This window comes from Butyrivibrio sp. AE2032, assembly GCF_000702965.1.
The window spans coordinates 551,536-567,966 of sequence record NZ_JNLF01000004.1 but is presented as its reverse complement, the minus strand read 5'-3'; the positions used below and the strand labels follow the sequence as shown (position 1 = coordinate 567,966).

At 48.1% G+C, this 16,431-nt stretch carries 14 protein-coding genes; all 14 read left to right on the top strand.

Features of this window, described 5'->3' with window-relative positions; all coding sequences use genetic code 11:
- Positions 1-287 precede the first annotated feature (287 nt).
- A complete protein-coding gene (ltrA, locus tag BO18_RS16570; protein ID WP_034448120.1) occupies positions 288-1,571 on the top strand; it encodes a group II intron reverse transcriptase/maturase in 1,284 nt (427 codons plus the stop codon).
- Positions 1,572-1,754: 183 nt separating this feature from the next.
- A complete protein-coding gene (locus BO18_RS16565; protein WP_034448118.1) occupies positions 1,755-2,261 on the top strand; it encodes a zinc-ribbon domain-containing protein in 507 nt (168 codons plus the stop codon).
- Between the two features lie 110 nt (positions 2,262-2,371).
- Positions 2,372-3,460, top strand: coding sequence for a peptide chain release factor 1 (prfA, locus tag BO18_RS16560; RefSeq protein WP_034448117.1), 1,089 nt, complete (start codon positions 2,372-2,374; stop codon positions 3,458-3,460).
- Positions 3,461-3,474: 14 nt separating this feature from the next.
- Positions 3,475-5,283: an L-threonylcarbamoyladenylate synthase gene (locus BO18_RS32975; protein WP_051688856.1), complete on the top strand. Its 1,809-nt coding sequence runs from the start codon at positions 3,475-3,477 to the stop codon at positions 5,281-5,283.
- A 273-nt stretch (positions 5,284-5,556) separates the two neighbouring features.
- Positions 5,557-5,844, top strand: coding sequence for a 30S ribosomal protein S6 (gene rpsF, locus BO18_RS16550; protein WP_034448115.1), 288 nt, complete (start codon positions 5,557-5,559; stop codon positions 5,842-5,844).
- A gap of 27 nt (positions 5,845-5,871) precedes the next feature.
- Complete coding sequence (locus BO18_RS16545) at positions 5,872-6,372, top strand: single-stranded DNA-binding protein (protein WP_034448113.1); 501 nt, start codon at positions 5,872-5,874, stop codon at positions 6,370-6,372.
- Positions 6,373-6,393: 21 nt separating this feature from the next.
- On the top strand, positions 6,394-6,666 hold the full coding sequence (gene rpsR / locus BO18_RS16540; RefSeq protein WP_034448107.1) for a 30S ribosomal protein S18: 273 nt from the start codon (positions 6,394-6,396) through the stop codon (positions 6,664-6,666).
- A gap of 166 nt (positions 6,667-6,832) precedes the next feature.
- Positions 6,833-7,288, top strand: a complete 456-nt coding sequence (gene rplI / locus BO18_RS16535; protein ID WP_034448104.1) for a 50S ribosomal protein L9 — start codon at positions 6,833-6,835, stop codon at positions 7,286-7,288.
- Between the two features lie 8 nt (positions 7,289-7,296).
- Positions 7,297-8,928, top strand: a complete 1,632-nt coding sequence (dnaB, locus tag BO18_RS16530) for a replicative DNA helicase (protein ID WP_051688855.1) — start codon at positions 7,297-7,299, stop codon at positions 8,926-8,928.
- Positions 8,925-10,481, top strand: coding sequence for a tRNA lysidine(34) synthetase TilS (tilS, locus tag BO18_RS16525; RefSeq protein ID WP_034448102.1), 1,557 nt, complete (start codon positions 8,925-8,927; stop codon positions 10,479-10,481). The genes dnaB and tilS overlap by 4 nt, the downstream gene beginning before the upstream one ends.
- Before the next feature lies 1 nt (position 10,482).
- Positions 10,483-11,007, top strand: coding sequence for a hypoxanthine phosphoribosyltransferase (gene hpt / locus BO18_RS16520; protein ID WP_034448100.1), 525 nt, complete (start codon positions 10,483-10,485; stop codon positions 11,005-11,007).
- Positions 11,008-11,012: 5 nt separating this feature from the next.
- Positions 11,013-13,076 (top strand): ATP-dependent zinc metalloprotease FtsH, encoded by a 2,064-nt coding sequence (ftsH, locus tag BO18_RS16515; protein ID WP_066738354.1) that lies wholly within the window; start codon positions 11,013-11,015, stop codon positions 13,074-13,076.
- 149 nt (positions 13,077-13,225) lie between these two features.
- On the top strand, positions 13,226-14,656 hold the full coding sequence (locus BO18_RS16510; protein WP_034448097.1) for an N-acetylmuramoyl-L-alanine amidase family protein: 1,431 nt from the start codon (positions 13,226-13,228) through the stop codon (positions 14,654-14,656).
- Between the two features lie 40 nt (positions 14,657-14,696).
- The gene (locus BO18_RS16505) at positions 14,697-16,418 is read left to right on the top strand and encodes a hypothetical protein (protein WP_034448094.1); all 1,722 of its coding nucleotides are present in this window, start codon (positions 14,697-14,699) and stop codon (positions 16,416-16,418) included.
- Positions 16,419-16,431 lie beyond the last annotated feature (13 nt).

The window sequence follows — 16,431 nt, the reverse complement described above, 5'->3', positions numbered from 1 at the left end:
AACCGTAACCTCAATGCGTAAATCAGGCGAGTAAACGGGGAAAGGTTCGGGGCTTATCCCGTGAGGTCTCACAGACGGAGCACGATCCGTAGTAACAACGAACTGTGAGAAGTCAGCAGAAGCCATAGTACCGAGTAATCGGGAAGGGCGGAACAATTTAACCGTGCGACGCAAATGTATGTCCTGAGGATATGCCCGACAGTGGTAGGATGAAACGTATATGAAATCTGAACACACAACATAAGGCTGAGTCCGAGGGAGCGGAAAGGAGAAGAGCACACAAGGCAATGTCAGAACTGCTCGACAAAATCTTACATAAGGACAATATGAACGAAGCCTACAAACGGGTCTGTGCCAACAAGGGCGCAGGCGGAGTTGACGGTGTCAGTACAGAGGAACTTGGTGAGTATATCAAGGCTAATTGGCCTACGATAAAAGGGCAGATACTACGGAGGGAATACAAGCCCCAACCAGTCAGACGGGTAGAAATACCCAAACCTAACGGAGGAAAGAGAAAACTTGGAATTCCCACTGCAATGGACAGGGTAATTCAGCAGGCAATAGTACAAGTGATAGGACCGATATGTGACCCGCATTTCTCGGAGTTCAGTTATGGCTTTCGCCCGAACAGAAGCTGTGAGATGGCAATAAGAAAAGTCCTTGAATACTTAAATGAGGACTACACGTGGATTGTGGATATAGACTTGGAGAAATTCTTCGACAACGTACCACAAGACAGACTAATGAGCTACGTTCACATACTGATTAACGATGGAGACACGGAATCTCTGATACGCAAATATCTCAAGGCAGGTGTAATGACCCCGGAAGGATACGAGCAAACAGAAATGGGAACACCGCAGGGCGGCAACCTCTCACCATTACTTAGCAATATAATGCTGAATGAACTGGACAAAGAACTTGAAAACAGAGGATTGCACTTCGCAAGATATGCTGACGACTGCATAATCGCAGTAAAGAGCGAAGCAAGTGCAAAGCGTGTGATGTACTCCATCACGTCTTGGATAGAAAGGAAACTCGGACTCAAGGTCAACGCAGAAAAGACTAAGATTGTCAGACCGACGAAAGTCAAATACCTCGGGTTTGGATTCTACAAAGACCCAAAGACACTTGAATGGAAAGCAAGACCACACCAAGACTCTGTCGCCAAGTTCAAACGCAGACTCAAAGCCTTGACGCAAAGAAAGAATTCAATGAGATTAGGATTGAGAATTGAGAAGATTAACCAAGTAACGAGAGGTTGGATAAACTACTTTGCATTAGGAGATATGAAGTCAACAATATCTGACATTGACGCACATTTAAGGACAAGGATTAGAACCATTATCTGGAAACAATGGAAGGTGCCGAGCAAGAGACAATGGGGACTCCAAAAACTCGGAGTATCCAAAGACTTAGCAAGACTGACATCGTATTGTGGAGACAGATACCAATGGGTCGTGACCAAGACTTGCGTATCACGGGCAATCTCAAAAGAGGTGCTTGGCAGGGCAGGTCTTATCAGTTGCCTTGATTACTACAATGAGCGCCACGCTTTGAAGTTAAGTTGAACCGCCGTATGCCGAACGGCACGTGCGGTGGTGTGAGAGGGGGATTAAATTCCCCCTACTCGATTGGTTCGGGATGTAACCTGAAGATAAGGCATTGATGGTTCCTCAAATTTGACCTTTATATTACAAACGATTTATAATTACTCAGTTGCTTCGAATATGGAATAAGAGGAGGAATGATCAATGAGTAAATTTTGCCCCAGATGCGGAACACAGGTCGCAGATGACGCGAATTTCTGCATGAAGTGCGGTTTTGATTTCCGCACCCTGCAGGAAGGCACACCGGCATCCGCGCCCGCTGCAGCACCTGCAGCAGCTGCAGCAGCTCCTGTTGCCGCTCCGGTTGCAGCTCAGCAGCCGGTTCCCGGAACACAGGCAAGGCCGTGGATCCAGAATTCCGGAGTAGTAAATCCGTATCCTGTTCCGGGATACACGGAATACAATCCGACTTTTCACTGCAGATGCGAGTACTGCTATTATGAATTCGATTACCATACTTATGATCTCGGTCACAGGGCATGGTATCCTCACGGATTCGTTTATTGCCCGCGCTGCCAGAAGCCTTTGAGGCACAAGCTCGAGTATGAGGTGCTTACAAATGTCGCACCCGCACAGCCTGCTGTTCCCGCAGTACCTGCTGCGCCGGCTGCAACGGTTGCACCTCAGCCGCCGCAGACACCTCAGGCGTAATGCATTAAAGTCTGTTTAGAAGGACGGGCTGTCTCAGAGCAAGAGGCAGCCCGTAATCTTTGTACTGATTAATTGGAAAATAATATTTTAATGTTTTAATATATAAGACCATGTCAATAGATAAGAGTAAGACAGACCTGATCAAGGCTAAATATGAGGAACTGACCGGAACCCTGAGTGATCCGGCGGTTGCTTCACGTCCGGAGGAATATACTAAATATTCAAAGGAATTGGCTGCTCTTAATCCTCAGGTAGAGGCAATCAGGAGCTATGAAGCCTGTGAGAAAGAGATCCAGGGCATACTGGACCTTTTGGAGAATGGTGATCTCGGAGGAGACGATGAGATGCGCAGCCTCGCCAATGCAGAACTGGCTGATGCAAAAGACAGGCTGAACTCGCTTGAAAAGGAACTGATGATATATCTGACTCCCGGGGATCCGAGAGATTCCAGATCGGTAATACTCGAGATAAGGGCAGGTGCCGGAGGAGAGGAATCCGCACTCTTTGCGTCAGATCTTATGAAGATGTATAAGGGGTATGCTGCTATCAAAGGCTTTGATGTAAGCATTGTCGATGCAAGTCCTACGGAGCTTGGAGGTTACAAGGAAATAGTAGCCGAGATCGACGGACCGAGAGTATATTCGAGGATGAAATTCGAGAGCGGTGTCCACAGGGTGCAGAGAGTGCCTGTTACGGAATCGGGTGGAAGAGTTCACACTTCGACCGCCACGGTTGCGGTGCTCCCGAAAGCGGAGCCGACGGATGTCGAGATCAATCCGTCCGATCTTAAGATAGACAGGTTCAGGTCTTCCGGCGCAGGCGGTCAGCATATCAACAAGACGTCCTCTGCGATCAGGATCACACATCTTCCGACAGGCATGGTAGTTACGTGTCAGGATGAGAGATCTCAGATCCAGAACAAAGAGAAGGCACTGGAAGTCCTTCAGTCGCGCCTGTGGGCGATAGCACAACAGGCCGATGCCGACAGGCATAATGATGAGAGAAAATCCCAGGTCGGTACGGGTGACCGTTCCGAAAGGATCAGAACATACAATTACCATCAGGGAAGAGTTACGGATCACAGAATCGGACTGACGCTCTATAAGCTCGACCAGATCCTTGCAGGTGATCTTGACGAGATAGTGGACGCGCTGACACTGGCACAGGCAGCGGAAAATGCCGGAAGCAGCGAAGATTGATTAGCGGGGGTCATATGGAACGCACGAAAAGATATAAGAAAACATTACTGATCGGTTCAGGTGATGACAGCGCGATAAAAGAGGCTGCCGAGCATATAAGGAACGGTGAGGTTGTAGGCTTCCCGACGGAAACCGTATACGGACTCGGCTGTGACGCGAGGGACGGCGAAGCCGTGAAGAGAGTGTTCGAGGCAAAGGGCCGTCCTGCCGACAATCCGCTCATATGCCATGTCGGAGACAAAGAACAGATAAAGGAGATCGTTTCCGGGATAACTCCGCTCGCTCAGAAGCTTATCGATGAATTCATGCCGGGGCCGATAACGCTCGTAATGAAGAAGTCTGATATCATATCGGACCAGACCACGGCCGGACTTGATACGGTCGGAGTCAGGATGCCTTCAGATCCCACAGCAAATAAGTTCCTCAAATATGCGGGTGTGCCTGTTGCGGCTCCATCGGCTAATCTGTCCGGAAGACCTTCACCCACAAACGCCAGATCCGTCCTTGAGGACATGGACGGTTATATATATGCGGTAATAGACGGCGGCGATTCGGAATTCGGCCTGGAATCCACGGTAGTCGACTGTACCGGAACTTTGCCTGTAATACTCAGACCCGGAGCAGTTACAAAAAATGATATAGAAAAGGCCTTGAAAATTGAGACAGCCTCTGTTTGCAAGGCTTCCGGGGATGCGGAAAAACCGAGATCACCGGGTATGAAATACCGCCATTACGCTCCCTTCGCACAGGTTGAGATAATGAGTCTTCCTGAAGGAACGAAGATCCTTGGTGACGATGCCCAGGGAACAGACGGAAAGATCGGGAATTCGGTCTTTACCGTTGCGGATCTTAAGAAACTGACCGATGAAGAGGCAAAAGAACTGGTCAATATCGCTTCGCCTTTTATCCTGAGATCAAGGGAGATCCTCTCCAAAAACCCGTTTGCGAGGATAGGCCTGTACTGCGGTAAGGAGATCAGGGCTGTTTACGAAAAGCTCGATGACAGGATCTTATCCGCACATACGGAGTTCTGTGTTTACGGGCCCGCCGTTGATGTTTCATATGCTTCGCACGGGCTCTTCGAGGGTCTGAGGTTCCTTGATGTTCAGGAGGTGGATGTCATACTTGCCCAGGGCTTTGATGGCGAAGGCCTGTCTGTTGCATATATGAACAGGCTTGGTAAGGCAGCCGGCAAGAAAGAGGAACTGACACCCGGAATGCCTGCTCCGGCAAGACCCGGGAGGCTTCCTTTGGCGATCGATGCCTTTAAGGACACGGTCACGGCATCCGTACTTTTCATAGATGACAACAATACTTCACTTTCTGCATGCTGTGAATCGCTGATGAGGCGTCTGATAGAGAAAAATGAACCTTATATATCAAGCAGAGCCGCCGATACAGGCTTCGAGATCTATTGTGAATCCGCCGGTCTGACGGCTATGTCGGGAATGGAACCTGATGCTCTTATGGACAAGGCAGTAAAGGAACTCACGGGCTTCGGCCTTGGTTCCGTTGAGTCAAGAAGGGCAAATCCTTCGGTCTATGACGACAACGATCTTATACTGACCGTAAGGGATGAACAGGCATTCAGCATCATCAAGGCATTTCCGGAGATAAAGGACAAGGTTTTCTCGCTCTCGACATTCGCTGCAGCGAACGGTCTTGTCATGAAAGATTCCTCCGGAAGGATAATGTCGATATCCGTTCCGGACCCTTCCGGTGAAAATTACGAAACTTTTCTTCACACGGCCAAAGCTCTTAATGCCTGGCTCGAATTGCTGTTCCCTTACGTATTAAAGGAACTCGGAGCATCGAGGATCTGACTTTTTGGGACAAAATAAAATTGAGACTGGTCTCACACCCCCCTAAATAGTCTCAATCTGCTCTGAAAGGGTAGAATTTTGATTTTGGGGTTGCTAGAATCTCCCTTGTAAGATTCAGGCAGGACATGAACGGTGAGAACAGCCCGCGGCTTAAGTAAATGCTTGACTTTGGCTCTCGTGCTGTGTTATTCTTCACGTTGCCGCTTATATTTAGGGCGGTATCCTTGTCCGGTTTTGATGCCGGACCGTAAAGTCCAGAAGGAGGTGAAAAACATGGCAAACCAATATCGTTTGATCACAATCCTCAGCACCGCTGCTGGTGAAGAGGGTATTGCTTCTCTTACTGACACAATCAAGGCTAAGATCGAATCAGCTGCTACCATTGATGCATTCGATACGATCGGCACACGTGAGCTCGCTTACGAGATTGAAGGTCAGAAGAACGGCTACTATGTTCAGACAGTATTTACTGCCGATAGCGATTTCCCCAAGGAACTTGAGCGTGTTCTCAAGATTACCGATGGCGTTATCCGTTATCTCATTGTTCGTGTCGGTGAGTAATCACTTTAGACAGGAAGGTAACAGTAAATGAACAAAGTAGAATTAGTCGGAAGACTCACAAAGGACCCGGAAATCAAGCTGACTACCAATCAGACACAGTTCTGCAACTTCACAGTTGCGGTGGACAGACGCTTCAAGGACCAGAACGGTCAGAGACAGGCTGATTTCATCAACTGTGTTGCATGGCGTCAGACAGCAGTCTTCATTCAGAAGTATTTCCGTAAAGGCAACCGCATCGGTCTGGTCGGAAGCATTCAGACCAGAAGTTACGACGATCAGAGTGGACAGAAGAAGTTTATTACTGAAGTTGTTATCGATGAGGCCGAGTTTGTAGAATCCGCAGGAGCACCTGCCGGTGACGTATACCGTCCCGAGCCCGCTTCTCCCGTACCTACACAGTCTTTCAATCCGCCTTCAGCAGATTCCGTTGCTGCAAGTGCTCCAACTGCTCCCAATATGCAGATCGATGCACCTGTTTCCGGCGGTTTTGAAGAAGGTCAGTCCGGTGAGCTTCCCTTTGAGATTTAATTTGTGAAGGAGATCACTCAAATGGCAGAGAACAGAGCACCCAGAGCCGGTGGCAGAGATTTTGCCGGCGGAATGAAGCAGAGAAGAACACGCAGGAAGGTTTGCACCTTCTGTGCCAACAAGGTTGAGTCCATTGATTTTATGGATGATGTCACACTCAAGAAGTATATTACCGAGAACGGCAAGATCCTTCCCAAGAGAATGACAGGCACATGCGCTATCCATCAGCGTGAGCTTACTACAGCTATCAAGCGTGCACGTCAGGTTGCTATCTTGCCCTATACGGTTCAGTAAACTGTTTTTGGGACAATAGCGGCCGTGATTTGACAAAAATCACAGAAGCTACGCTATAATTAATAAAGTTTAATATCAGTCGGGCTCTCCCCGGGACGTATAATATGTCTTACGGAGATTGCCCGATTGTTTTAGTAAAAGATATAGGGTATATGCGGAGGTTTTTATGAAGGTCATACTTCTTTCGGATGTCAAGAATGTCGGCAAGGCCAATGAGGTCGTTAATGTCAGCGACGGTTATGCGAGGAATTTCCTCTTTAAGAAGGGTCTCGCGAAGGAAGCTACTTCCGCCAATCTCAACGAAGTTAAGCTCCAGACAGGCGCAAAGGCCGAGCACGAGAGAAGGGCACTTATAGCCGCACAGGAAACAAAAAAGATCCTCGACGGCAAGATCTTCAGGGTTACCGCAAGAGGCGGTGCAGACGGCAGGCTCTACGGTGCGGTAACGGCTCAGGATATTTCCGACAGCCTCAAGAAGGAAGGCTTTGATGTTGACAAGAAAAAGGTCGTTATCTCAACACCTATCAAGAATACCGGTCTGTTTAAGACCAGGATCAAGCTCCATCCGCAGGTATCCGCAGATATCAATGTTGAAGTCGTTACGGACGCCGGGAAGGCCTGATACGTCATATGGCTGACGAGCTCGATTATCTTAATAATCTGATCGACCAGGCAGCAGACGCCAATGGTGAAGTGGAAGTCGAGATGGCTCTCCTCGCGCTTTGCATGCGTAACAATGAGGTGGTCATCAAGACTGTCGAGAACAAGCTCACCGAGGCTGATTTTACGGATTCACGCAACAGAGTGATATACGGCGTCATCATCGACATGTTCCTTGATAATGCCCAGATAGACAGGATCACCGTTTTTTCTGAACTTGAGAGAAGGGGTCTTGCCGAGAAAGCCGGCGGTCAGAGATATTTCTACCGCGTAGGCGATAAGACCGCCGTTCAGTCTGCGCTTATGAGTTATATCGAGGCGATAAGGGAGAGGAGCGACAGGGCAAAACTCCTTAAGGCTGTCGATGACATAAAGGCAAAGACTCTTACCGGTCAGCTCCGTGCGAATGAAGCCGTTGATTACGCAGTCAATGAGATATCCAGACTTAAGGGTCCGGGTGAGACAAAAGGCTTCGAAGGTCTTTCCGAGATACTTAAATATACTGTTACCGAGATAACCAACGAACTCCGCGACGAAGAAGGCGGAGGAAAGGTAAAGCTCGGTTTTGACAGACTCGACAAGATGCTCGGCGGATTAAGGCCGGGCTCACTCAATATCCTTGCAGCGCGCCCTGCCATGGGTAAGACCGCATTAGCCATCAACATGGCTGCAAATGTTGCTGCAAACCAGAATCCCGTTGCCATATTCTCTTTGGAGATGAGCAAGCAGGAGATCGCGCAGAGACTTATGTCCTCTTCCATGAACAAATCGGTAAACGAGATCATATATTCAAGGAAGATGGATGAGAATGACAAGCAGCAGATATCGAATGCCCTCGCTAAACTGTCGGAATTCCCGATCTATATCGATGACAATTCCGATACGAATCCGGTCTCGATGAAGTCAAAACTTACACAGCTCAATGCAAATGAAAAGACGAAGCCGAGACTTGTTATCGTCGACTATCTCCAGCTAATGACGATGCCGGGTTCGGGCGGAAGATCCCGTAATGAGGAGATCACCGCCATCTCGAGATCTCTGAAGATCCTTGCGAAGGATTTCGGCATTCCGATCATCGCACTTTCACAGCTTTCAAGAGGTGCCGCACAGAGAGACGACCATACGCCGCAGCTCTCCGACCTGAGAGATTCGGGTGCCATCGAGCAGGACGCCGATACGGTAATGTTTATCGACAGACCCGACTACTATAAGAAAAAAGACGACGAAGAAAACACATCTGATAATGAAAATAAGCAGCAGCCGGTCGTTTCGGATAAGAACGATCCGAAAACTGCATATATATATCTGTCAAAGAACCGTCACGGCAAGACCGGAAGGGACACCGTATGCTGGATCCCGAATAAGACAACCTTCATCGAACTGAAGAAGGACGATCCGCGTGATGAGGACAGCAGTCCTTATACAAGAACGGTTTCCGGAGACGCAGCGGCTCAAAATTATGATTTTGACAGCGTAACCAGGGATGAGGCGCCGATTGCGGAGCCTGATATGCCTGACACCGAATATTATCCGCCCGAAGACGGTGACGGCGGATTCTTTGCGCAGGCAAGTGAGGATTACCCGGACGGGTTTGGAATTTGAACGACGATAAGGCAAAGTCCGCGACAGATCAGATCTTAGACAGAGTCCTTGAGTTTTCAGAGGGCAGGGGACTTTTTGATTGCGGAACCATCATTGTCGGATTGTCCGGGGGACCCGATTCGGTTGCACTTCTGACCATTCTTAAGGAATTGAAGGCCCGTGGGAATCTCAAAGCGGAGATCCTCGCATTTCACTGCAATCACCATCTGAGACCCGGTGTCTGCGATGAGGAAGCAGAGCAGGTAAGACAGTTGTGCGGAAAACTCGGTGTAGGTCTTAAGGTCATCGATTTTGACTGTGCCGGTTTTGCAAAGATGAACCGAATTTCAGATGAGACCGCAGGAAGAGTCCTCAGGTATGAGGCTTTTGAGCAATATGCCTTATCCATTGAAAAAGAAACCGGGCAGAAGGTCTTTGTTGCCACAGCTCATCATAAGGATGATGTGGCTGAGACCATGATGATGAATCTTTTCAGAGGCTCCGGTCTGGAAGGTCTGGTCAATCCAAAGAGCAGGTCCGGAAGGCTTATCAGACCGCTCCTTTGCGTTAAGAAGAGCGAACTTGTCGCTTTCCTGGAAAGCCGCGGCATTGCTTATGCCACTGATATGACCAATCTGACAACTGACGGAACCCGTAATACATGGCGCAATGACTTTCTTCCGAGGATCGGAGAGTTTTATAACGAAGATCCCGCAGTACCGCTTGCCAGGACCTACAAACTCTTAAGTGATGATCTTGATTTCATCAGCTCATATTCCGGAGAGGCTTATATATCTAACCGTATGACCATATCGGATCATCCGGCTCTCAGAGTTTCAGGCATAAGGGATCTTCATCCCGCGATAAAGTCGCGTGCCTTGAGGCTTCTTTGGCAGGAGACTTTCGGTGATCTCATAGATTTTGAGGAAACACACTTAAGTGACAGCAGTTTTCTTGCAGGCCGCGATGTTAATGGAGAGGTTACGATCGATATGCCGTTCGGCAGGAAGGCATACAGATATGGTGATATCTTTGCTTTTGTAACTGCCGGCGGTATGGGTGAGCTTGCGGGGAAGATCGCGGAAGCACAGGGTTTTTTCGTGTCGTGCGGCCCCGTGGATCTTGATATCAGCCTTGAAGACATTGAGGCTGATGAGGGTTTTAGTGCCGATATCCCCAATTCTGCCTTAAAACTCAGGGTGCGGATAATTGAGAATAAGGGCGATTTAGAGTATAATAATTCGTCGTGGTTTTGTCCTGTTGAAGCATTTCATGAAGGCAGACTCACATTGGGTAACTGCAGCGGATCCGCATCCGGACTTCACATCAGAAAGGCCGGTTCTGCAGGCGGCAAAGATCTTAAACGCCTGATGACCGATCTTAAGATCCCCGGCTCTGCAAGAGGACAGGTCCTTTTTATCAGGGACGGCGGGGAAGTTTTGTGGTTGCCCGGCTTCGGACACGGTGTCGGTTTTACCAACTCCGTAAGCCGCGAGAGATACATTGCAGGCAGAGCTGATGAGGGTGCAGAGCCCGGCAGGCTGGTCAGGTTTGCGATAGAGAGGAAGCAGTAAGATGAAGATCAATACTGATGAAGTATTAGTATCCCATGCTGAGATCGAGCAGATGCTCGAGCGTTTGAGCAGCGAGCTCAACAGCGATTACAAAGGCGAACCGCTGGTCGTCGTCGGTATCCTTACGGGAGCTTTCATATTTACGGCTGACCTTGTAAGACGTCTTGAGATGCCCGTTATCGTTGATTTTATGCAGGTATCTTCTTATGTCGGAGAGTTTTCCACGGGAGAACTCAAGATAAAGAAGGATCTGTCATACGATATAAAGGACCGAAACGTCCTGATCGTCGAAGACATTATCGATACCGGAAGGACACTGGCGCTCCTTAAGGAAAAACTCCTTGAAAGACAGCCCAAGTCCCTCAAGATCTGTACGGCTTTCGACAAGCCCAGCAGAAGAGTGAATGATCTGGTGCCGGATTATAACGGGATCACGATCCCCGACGAGTTCATAGTCGGATACGGTCTTGATCTTGACGGCGAATATAGAGATTTTGATGACGTGAGAATCGTTAGAAAGGAATAAGAGAAGTGTCAGATAAGAACGAGAGAAACTTCAGACCGATAGGGGGAGGATTATTCTTCTACGTGCTGATGATAGTCATATTGATAGCTTTCTCGACTATCGTTTTCGGAGGCAATTACGGTCAGAAGGAAAAGTCAAAGCTGTCTGATGTAATGGCTATTATCGAAGATGACAGCAACAAGGTCAGCCTGGTCGAGATCAAGGGAACGGTGGTTTCCGTTATCTATAAAAATCCCGAGGGACTTGACGTTGAGGTAACCCAGGATGTCCCTTATGAGTTCGTTGACGATCTGGTCCTGAAGCTCGATAGTGCAAAGGCTGCAGGAAAGATCGACGGTTATAACTATTCCGAACCATTTGACTGGTCGCTGGTTGTAAATATCGTTATGTTCGCGGCTTCGCTCATTATTGTCATTGTCCTGTTCCTCAGCATTACGAGACAGAGCAGGGACGGCAACAGCGTTTTCAGCTTCGGCAACAACCGTGCGAGAGTCTCTGATCCGAACAAGGACAAGGTAAAATTCACTGATGTCGCAGGTTCCATCGAAGAGAAAGAGGAACTTCAGGAGATCGTTGATTTTCTCAAGAACCCGAAGAAGTATCAGGAACTCGGTGCAAAGATCCCGAAGGGTGTTCTGCTTTACGGTGCGCCCGGTACAGGTAAGACATTGCTCGCCAGAGCCGTTGCAGGTGAGGCGGGAGTTAAGTTCTTCTACATCTCCGGTTCCGACTTCGTCGAGATGCTCGTCGGTGTCGGTGCTTCACGTGTAAGATCGCTCTTTTCCGACGCTAAGAAGGAAGCTCCCTCAGTTGTATTCATCGATGAGATCGATGCTGTCGGCCGTAAGAGAGGCGCAGGCCTCGGCGGCGGTCAGGATGAGCGTGAGCAGACGCTGAACCAGATCCTTGTCGAGATGGACGGATTTGATGTCAATTCCAATGTTATCGTCATGGCAGCCACAAACCGTGTCGATGTACTCGACCCCGCTCTCCTTCGTCCGGGCCGTTTTGACAGACGTATCATGATAAATATGCCTGATGCCGATGCGCGTGAGGCCATCCTGAAGATACATGCGCGCAAGAAGCCTCTTGCAAAGGATGTAAGCCTTCACGAGGTAGCGCTTTCGACTGTCGGATTCACGGGTGCTGATCTTGAGAACCTGCTCAACGAAGCGGCTCTCATGACTGCCCGCCACAATAAAAAAGAGATTACGATGCAGGAGATCACCGATGCCATGTTCAGAGTTCAGATGGGTCCCCAGAAGAACTCCAAGAAGCTCAGCGACAAGGTTAAGCGCCTTACTGCATATCACGAGGCGGGACATGCAGTCGTTCTCCGTGCAACTTCCGAGTTTGAGAAGGTCGACCGTGTTACGATCGTTCCTGCCGGAAGCGCAGGTGGCTTTACTGCTTATAAGCCTATCGAAGACACTGATTTCTATACTGAGAAGATGCTCCTTGATACCATCAAGATGACCTTGGGCGGACGTGCCGCAGAAGAGGTCTTCCTCGGAGAAGTATCGACGGGTGCTGCTTCCGATCTTCAGCAGTGCAACAATATCGCAAAGAATATGATAAAGCGCTACGGTCTTTCCAAGAAATTCCGCAACATGGTATTCGGCGATGAGAATGAGGAAGTATTCCTCGGATACTCCATGGGTCAGGTACAGAGTTATTCCGACCAGACTGCAGCAGCGATCGATGAGGAGATCAAGTCCATTATCGACACATGCTATGAGGAGACGAAGAGGATCCTTATCGAGAAGCGCAATACGGTCGAAGGTCTTGCGAAAAGACTTATAGACAAGCTTACCGTAGACGGACCTGATTTTGAGAAGATCTATGTGGCGGAAGGCAACCTTGGTGCCGTCTATCCGGGCGAAGGCTATTCCGGCGGAACTGATGCCGGCGCACAGAGTGATGACGCTTATTCAAGGCTTATGTCTGAAACTCCCGTAGTCTTCGGAGACGGATCTGCTCCTGCTGCTCCTGCACCCGCTCCCGGACCTGCACCCGCACCGGGCCCTGCTGATCCCGACGATTCGAATGATCCCGGTCCTTCCGATTGATAAGAAAATCATATTGAAATATCAGAGGTTGTCCTACTTTAACAAGAGGGCAACCTCTTTTTCGTGCAAGGAAATGTCCCCTGTTCTGATGGTAAGCACTATTATTTTAAAGTATAATATATGGGTCAAAATTATTCAGGAGGTTGACCATGAAAAAACAAACAGATATTAAGCATCTGGTATGTGTTGCGGTTACGGCTGCTACGGTGTTCTCACTCGGCTGTCTCGCAATGGCTGATGAAGTCGACGGCGACGGCGAAGATGCCGCCCAGCAGAACGAAACAGCAGTCATCGTTGAGGATGTTGAAGAAACAGTTACAGATGTGGTTACGGATGCTGATATACCCGAAAACGGCTGGTATCAGGATTACAACAATTATTGGTATTACTATGTGGACGGCTCCCGTCAGTACGGATGGCTGGAGATAGGCGGAAAATGGTATTGCTTCGATAGCAATAACAGCGGAAGAATGATGTTAGGCCTTCAGAAAGATTCCGAATATGATGCATATTTCCTTTTCGGACCCAAAGGTGATATCCAGAAGGGCTGGCAGGAGTACAACAACAGGTGGTATTACTTCTACAATTCCGGAAAAGCTGCAACGGATTGGACTCAAATCGACGGAAAGTGGTATTATTTCAATCCTAATGGCGAGCCTTATATGTATACCGGAATCTGCAACATAGACGGTGAGTACTATTGTTTCGGCAAGAACGGTGCTTCATTGGCGAAGGCTTGGTATAAGACGCAGAGTTATGGCTCTACATATTATTATTACTTCAAGAATAACGGAAAAGCTGCTTCCGGATGGCAGAAGATAGACGGAAAATACTACTATTTCGACACATCGGGACAGCATCCAATGAGGACCGGCGTCATTTATGACAATGAGACGAATGCATATTACGGACTTGGTTCAGACGGCGCGATGATTACCAGCAGCTGGTATAACACATACACATATGAGTACGAGGGTAAGACTGTCTATGGAGGCGACTGGTACTATTTCGGTAAAGACGGAAAGGCATTTACGGATTGGCAGCAGATTGGCGGAGAGTGGTATTACTTCGATATTAATTCCAGTTCACGTGCTTCAAGAGGATTAAGGAAGATAGATGGCAAGTGGTATTTCTTTGATACTGAAACATGTGCCATGTTCAACGGCGGTTGGAAGCAGGTTTCATATTATTATGGTGATACGCCGCAATGGGCTTATTTCAAAAAGAACGGTGCAGCATATACCGGTTGGCAGAAGATCAGCGGGAAATGGTATTATTTCTATAAAGGTAATTACTCAAATGATTATCCTTATATGAAGACCGGAATATTTACAGACTCTGAAACAGAAAAAGGATATTACCTTGGTGACGATGGCGTAATGAAGACCGGCTGGATAAAGATTTCCGGTACATATATGTATGCCAACAGCAAGGGCGAACTTGCCAGAGGTTGGCAGACGATAGGCGGAAAAGACTATTATTTCGATTATTACTATATGACAACCGGCTACAAGACGATCAACGGGACAATGTATTACTTCGGTACAGACGGTGTTTGCCGTAATGCACCCAAGGGTTGACGGTCCGGTGTTTCCATCATAATCAAACAGGAGGTACTCCATGAAAAAACAAACAGATATAAAGCATCTGGTATGTGTCACGGTAGCTTGTGCCACAGTGTTCACCCTCGGATGTGCTGCTCTGGCCGATGAGGTGCAGGCGGCCGACGCGGACGTTGAACTGACCGATGCTGTTGAAGATATTGCAGTGTCTGAGGAAGATGCTGAAGTTCAGGACATCGATGCTGATGTGACCAGCGAGACTGCCGCAACCGAAGAGGATGAAGAAATCATCGAGGATGCGGAAGCAGAAGCTGATGCTGTAACCGTAGAAGATGCTGTTATTGAAGAAACGGCATCAATTGATGAAGATGCAGAAGCTGAAGTCACTGTTGCAGAAGATGAAGAAGATATTTCTGCCGAGGTCACAGATGAGATCGTTTCATTCGAGATCGAAGAGGATGCCGTTACTGATGTAGCATCCAATGCAAAGAACGGGTGGGTACCGAACGGCAGTGTATGGTATTACTACAAGAATGACGTAAAACTCACAGGCTGGCAGGAGATCGGAAAAGAGTGGTATTACTTTGACACCAACACCGGCGCGATGACTGTCGGACTCTATAAAGACAGCAAGTATGGCTGCTATTTCTTCTTTGATCATAACGGCAAGATGAAGACCGGCTGGATCGAATACAACGATGACTGGTATTACTTCAATTCGAAGGGCAAGTCGGTAAGCGGCTGGCAGAAGATCGAAGGTGCCTGGTATTATTTCCGTGAAAGCGGCAACCCTTATATGTATACAGGTTTCCAGTATTTGAATAATCACTGGTTCTATTTCGGAAACAACGGCATTATGAGGACAGGATGGCAGGATGTAGATAACTACTGGTACTATTTTGACAGCAACGGAAGAGCGGTTACGGGCTGGTTCAAGGACGGCGGAAAGTATTACTTTTTCTATGTCCCGGAAGACTCCTATTATGCGATGTACTATACTCCGAGAATGGTTTACGGTCTTCAGGAGATCGCAGGTAAATACTATGCCTTCGATGAAAAGGGTGCAATGATCACCGGCTGGTATAATGATGAACAGTATGTTTATGAAGGCAAGACATATGATGTCGGCGATTGGTACTATTTTGACAGTACAGGAAAGGCTGTCAGAGGCTGGCAGAAGATCAAAGGAAAGTATTATTACTTTAATGAGAATGAAGACTATGACCCCCGCGCAATACGTGGTACATGCAATATCAAGGGCGACTATTATTACTTTGATATGGAAACCTGTGCCATGGTCAGCAACGGCTGGATAGAAGTCAAGAACAGCTCCTCTTACAGCTATTACGGAGGACCTTCCACTTCAACCTGGTACTACAGCAACAGTGCCGGCAGACTTGTTACCGGCTGGCAGCAGATCGAAGGCAAATGGTATTACTTTGGCCTCGGCAATTACGGTGCGCCTAGTATGTACACAGGTATGAGCTATATTGACGGAGCTGAGTATTATTTCGGAAATAACGGAGTTCAGCAGTTCGGTTGGATAAAGACTGAATACGGATACCTTTATGCTGATAAGAAGACCGGTTCGCTCGTTACCAGTTCAGGCTGGAGAAGGATCGACGGCAAGGATTATTATTTCGCTTATAAGAGCAACAATAATAATAACAATGCTATTTTAGTAGGCGCTTATTACATGGTAACAGGTCTTTATAAGGACAACGGCAGGGTCTACGATTTCGGTACAAACGGCGTTTGCAAGAACCGTTATTCCGTATAATAGACTTAGCGCG

Excerpts from the sequence above, each read along its gene's own strand:
- BO18_RS16545 (WP_034448113.1), top strand. The coding sequence starts at position 5,872 with ATGAACAAAGTAGAATTAGTCGGAAGACTCACAAAGGACCCGGAAATC.
- prfA (WP_034448117.1), top strand. The coding sequence starts at position 2,372 with ATGTCAATAGATAAGAGTAAGACAGACCTGATCAAGGCTAAATATGAG.
- BO18_RS16505 (WP_034448094.1), top strand. The coding sequence starts at position 14,697 with ATGAAAAAACAAACAGATATAAAGCATCTGGTATGTGTCACGGTAGCT.
- ltrA (WP_034448120.1), top strand. The coding sequence starts at position 288 with ATGTCAGAACTGCTCGACAAAATCTTACATAAGGACAATATGAACGAA.
- BO18_RS16565 (WP_034448118.1), top strand. The coding sequence starts at position 1,755 with ATGAGTAAATTTTGCCCCAGATGCGGAACACAGGTCGCAGATGACGCG.
- rpsF (WP_034448115.1), top strand. The coding sequence starts at position 5,557 with ATGGCAAACCAATATCGTTTGATCACAATCCTCAGCACCGCTGCTGGT.
- BO18_RS32975 (WP_051688856.1), top strand. The coding sequence starts at position 3,475 with ATGGAACGCACGAAAAGATATAAGAAAACATTACTGATCGGTTCAGGT.
- BO18_RS16510 (WP_034448097.1), top strand. The coding sequence starts at position 13,226 with ATGAAAAAACAAACAGATATTAAGCATCTGGTATGTGTTGCGGTTACG.
- rpsR (WP_034448107.1), top strand. The coding sequence starts at position 6,394 with ATGGCAGAGAACAGAGCACCCAGAGCCGGTGGCAGAGATTTTGCCGGC.
- hpt (WP_034448100.1), top strand. The coding sequence starts at position 10,483 with ATGAAGATCAATACTGATGAAGTATTAGTATCCCATGCTGAGATCGAG.
- dnaB (WP_051688855.1), top strand. The coding sequence starts at position 7,297 with ATGGCTGACGAGCTCGATTATCTTAATAATCTGATCGACCAGGCAGCA.
- rplI (WP_034448104.1), top strand. The coding sequence starts at position 6,833 with ATGAAGGTCATACTTCTTTCGGATGTCAAGAATGTCGGCAAGGCCAAT.